The following is a 4,674-nucleotide window of genomic DNA, read 5'->3' on the forward strand; positions in this document are numbered from 1 at the left end:
GCCCCGGCGGGGCCGCCGCCGGGGTCTCAGCCCTCGTCGTGGCGGCGCAGGTAGCGCTCGAAGTCCCGGGCGATGGCGTCACCGGAGGCCTCCGGCAGGTCGGCGGTGTCCTTGGCCTCCTCCAGACCGCGCACGTACGCCGCGATGTCCTCGTCCTCGGCGGTGAGCTCGTTGACGTTGGACTCCCACGCCACCGCGTCCTCGGGCAGGTCGCCCAGCGGCACCCGCGCGCCCAGGAAGTCCTCCACCCACGCCAGCAGCGCCAGGGAGGCCTTCGGGCACGGCGGCTGGGCGACGTAGTGGGGGATGGCCGCCCACAGCGACGCGGTCTCGATCCCCACCGCGCTGAACGCCTCGTGCACCACGCCCACGATCCCGGTCGGGCCCGAGTAGGTGGTCGCCTCCAGCCCCAGCGCCGAGCCCAGCTCCACGGGCGAGGCCATCCCGGTCACCGGGATCGGCCGGGTGTGCGGGGCGTCCGCCAGCAGCGAACCCAGCATCACCATCCGCGTGACGCCCAGCTCCCGAGCCACGGCCAGCAGGTCGGCGGCGTAGGAGCGCCACCGCATGTTCGGCTCGGGGCCCGTCACCAGCACCACGTCGCGCTCCGACCCCGGCGGCGTCGCCACGCGGACCCGGGTCGTGGGCCACTCGACCTCGCCCACCACGCCGTCCACGATCGACATGCGCGGCCGGGTCACCTGGAAGTCGTAGTAGTCGTCCGGTGCCAGCGCGCACAGCTCGTAGGCGTCCCACTCCCTCGACAGGTGCTCCACGGCCAGGCTGGCCGCCTCACCGGCGTCGTTCCATCCCTCGAACGCCGCCACCATCACGGGATCGACAAGCTCCCGGACGAGCTTGGTCATGTGGCTCCTCCCTGCACGCGAACGGAGTCCACCCTACGTGGTGCCGACCCGCCCGGGGAACCGTTCGGGGGCGCTCGTCCGAGGGCTTCCGGCCGCCACGACGCGGGACACCTGTCTCACCTACTGGAACAGCCGATGGGATAACCTCACAGACAGCGACTGACAAGGACACCGCCGTCCCCGGACGACCGACCCGCCCCGCACCGCGGGTCCGCCCAGTGCCACGCGTCACGGGGACACCAACTGGGCCGCCGCGGTGCTCCGACGTAGAGTTGCCAGATATGAGAGCCAGCCCCACCTTCCGCGAAACGCTGTCCCGCCGTGTGGTCGTGGCGGACGGAGCGATGGGCACCATGCTCCAGGCGCACGATCTCGACCTCGACCAGTTCGAGGGGCACGAGGGATGCAACGACATCCTCAACCTCACCCGTCCCGACATCGTCCGCGACACCCATGCCGCCTTTCTTGCCGTGGGTTCGGACGCCATCGAGACGAACACCTTCTCGGCCAACCTCGGCGGGCTCGCCGAGTACGGCATCGAGGACCGCACCTACGAGATCGCCCACGCCGGAGCGCAGGTGGCCCGCGAGGCCGCCGACGCCTACTCCACCCCCGACCAGCCCCGCTACGTCCTCGGGTCCGTGGGCCCGGGAAACCGGCTGCCCACCCTGGGCCACGCGCCCTACACCCAGCTGCGCGACTACTACGAGCAGTGCGCGCGCGGCCTGATCGACGGCGGATCCGACGCCATCCTCATCGAGACCTGCCAGGACCTGCTCCAGGTCAAGGCCGCCGTGGTGGCCGCCCAGCGCGCCCGCCGCGCCGCGGGCAGGGACGTGCCGATCATCGCCCAGGTGAGCATCGAGACCAACGGCACCATGCTGCTCGGCTCCGAGATCGGCGCCGCGCTGACCTCCCTGGAGCCGCTGGGCGTCGACGTCATCGGCCTCAACTGCTCCACCGGCCCCGCCGAGATGAGCGAGCACCTGCGCTACCTGTCGCACCACTCGCCCATCCCCATCTCCTGCATGCCCAACGCGGGCCTGCCCCAGCTCGGCCCCGACGGCGCCTTCTACGACCTCTCGCCCGCCGAGCTGGCCGACGCCCACGACTCCTTCACCTCCGAGTTCGGACTGAGCCTGGCCGGCGGCTGCTGCGGCACCACCCCCGAGCACCTGCGCCACGTGGTGGAGCGCGTCCAGGGGCGCGGCATCAAGAACCGCAAGCCCCTGGTGGAGGCGGCCTCCTCCTCCCTGTACCAGAGTGTGCCCTTCCGCCAGGACGCCAGCTACCTGGCCGTGGGTGAGCGCACCAACGCCAACGGCTCCAAGAAGTTCCGCGAGGCCATGCTGGAGGGCCGCTGGGACGACTGCGTGGAGATCGCGCGGGACCAGATCCGCGACGGCGCCCACCTGCTCGACCTCAACATCGACTACGTGGGCCGCGACGGGGTCAGCGACATGCGCGAGCTGGCCTCGCGCCTGGCCACCTCCTCCACGCTGCCGATCATGCTCGACTCCACCGAGCCGCCCGTCCTGGAGGCGGGCCTGGAAGCCCTCGGCGGCAGGAGCGTGGTCAACTCCGTCAACTACGAGGACGGCGACGGCCCCGACTCCCGCTTCACCCGCATCATGGGGCTGGTCAAGGAGCACGGCGCCGCCGTCGTGGGCCTGTGCATCGACGAGGAGGGCCAGGCCCGCACCGCCGAGTGGAAGGTGCGCGTCGCCACCCGCCTCATCGAGCAGATCACCGGTGAGTGGGGGCTCAACACCAGCGACATCATGATCGACTGCCTCACCTTCCCCATCACCACGGGGCAGGAGGAGACCCGCCGGGACGGCCTGGAGACGATCAACGCCATCCGCGAGCTCAAGCGGCTCTACCCGGACGTGCAGACCACCCTGGGACTGTCCAACCTGTCCTTCGGCCTCAACCCGGCCGCCCGCATCGTGCTGAACTCGGTGTTCCTGCACGAGGCGGTCCAGGCCGGGCTGGACTCGGCGATCGTGCACGCCTCCAAGATCGTGCCGATCAACCAGATCCCCGAGGAGCAGCGCGAGGTCGCCCTCGACATGGTCTACGACCGGCGCGAGGGCGACTACGACCCCCTCTCGCGGTTCATGGAGATGTTCGAGGGCGTGGACGCCAAGTCCATGAAGGCATCCCGCGCCGAGGAGCTGGCCGCCCTGCCGCTGTGGGAGCGCCTGGAGCGGCGCATCATCGACGGCGAGATGACCGGGATCGAGGCCGACCTCGACGAGGCGCTGGAGTCCAAGCCCGCCCTGGCCATCGTCAACGACACCCTGCTCTCGGGCATGAAGACCGTCGGCGAGCTGTTCGGCTCCGGCCAGATGCAGCTGCCCTTCGTCCTCAAGTCCGCCGAGGTCATGAAGGGCGCCGTCGCCTACCTCGAACCCCACATGGAGAAGAGCGACGACGACGGCAAGGGCCGCATCGTCCTGGCCACCGTCAAGGGCGACGTCCACGACATCGGCAAGAACCTCGTGGACATCATCCTGTCCAACAACGGCTACGACGTGGTCAACATCGGCATCAAGCAGCCGGTGTCGGCGATCCTGGAGGCCGCCGAGGAGCAGCGCGCCGACGTGATCGGCATGTCCGGCCTGCTGGTCAAGTCCACGGTCATCATGAAGGAGAACCTGGAGGAGATGAACTCCAGGGGCCTGTCCGAGCGCTTCCCGGTCCTGCTGGGCGGCGCCGCGCTCACCCGCTCCTACGTGGAGCAGGACCTGGCCGAGGTCTTCGACGGCCACGTGCGCTACGCCAAGGACGCCTTCGAGGGCCTGCGCCTGATGGACGCGTTCATGGCGGTCAAGCGCGGTGACGAGGGCGCCGAGCTGCCCGCCCTGCGCCAGCGCCGGGTCAAGACGGGGGCCAAGCTCAAGGTGAGCGAGCCCGAGGAGGTGCCCGCCCGCAGCGACGTGTCGACCACCAACCGGGTGCCCAAGCCGCCCTTCCTGGGGGACCGGATCAGCAAGGGCATCCCGCTGGCCGACTACGCCGCCTTCCTCGACGAGCGCGCCACCTTCATGGGCCAGTGGGGGCTCAAGGCCGCCCGCGGCGGCGAGGGCCCCAGCTACGAGGAGCTGGTGGAGACCGAGGGCCGCCCCCGGATGCGGATGTGGCTGGACCGCATCCAGACCGACGGCCTGCTGGAGGCGGCCGTGGTGCACGGCCACTTCCCCTGCTACAGCGAGGGCGACGACCTGGTGGTGCTGGACGAGGAGGGCGCCGAGCGCACCCGCTTCACCTTCCCGCGCCAGCGCCGGGACCGCCACCTGTGCCTGTCCGACTTCTTCCGGCCCAAGGAGTCGGGGGAGCTGGACGTGGTGTCCTTCCAGGTGGTGACCGTGGGCTCGGCGATCAGCCGCGCCACCGCCGAGCTGTTCGCCAAGAACGCCTACCGCGACTACCTGGAACTGCACGGGCTGTCGGTGCAGCTGACCGAGGCCCTGGCCGAGTACTGGCACACCCGGGTGCGCGCGGAGCTGGGCTTCGCGGGCGAGGACCCGGCCGAGCTGGACGCGTTCTTCAAGCTCGGCTACCGGGGGGCCCGCTTCTCCCTGGGCTACGGGGCCTGCCCCGACCTGGAGGACCGCGCCAAGATCATGCGCCTGCTGGAGCCCGAGCGGGTGGGCGTGACCCTGTCGGAGGAGTTCCAGCTGGTGCCCGAGCAGGCGACCGACGCGATCGTCGTCCACCACCCGGAGGCGACCTACTTCAACGTCTGACCGGCTCGTCCGAGGCGGACCGCCCGGCGCGGCCCCGTCCCCCGACCGGGGGCGGG

At 70.9% G+C, this 4,674-nt stretch carries 2 protein-coding genes; one reads left to right on the forward strand and one right to left on the reverse strand.

What is annotated here, in order from left to right; translation table 11 throughout:
- Positions 1-26 precede the first annotated feature (26 nt).
- Entirely contained in the window at positions 27-866 is an 840-nt protein-coding gene (locus DQW06_RS15150) for a PAC2 family protein (protein WP_013152584.1), read from the reverse strand.
- A gap of 281 nt (positions 867-1,147) precedes the next feature.
- Here DQW06_RS15150 and metH point away from each other — a divergent pair, with 281 nt between their 5' ends.
- Positions 1,148-4,618 (forward strand): methionine synthase, encoded by a 3,471-nt coding sequence (gene metH / locus DQW06_RS15155; RefSeq protein ID WP_013152585.1) that lies wholly within the window; start codon positions 1,148-1,150, stop codon positions 4,616-4,618.
- The last annotated feature ends 56 nt before the right edge of the window (positions 4,619-4,674 follow it).

The sequence above is a fragment of the Nocardiopsis sp. TNDT3 genome (assembly GCF_003427465.1).
GTDB lineage: Bacteria > Actinomycetota > Actinomycetes > Streptosporangiales > Streptosporangiaceae > Nocardiopsis > Nocardiopsis dassonvillei.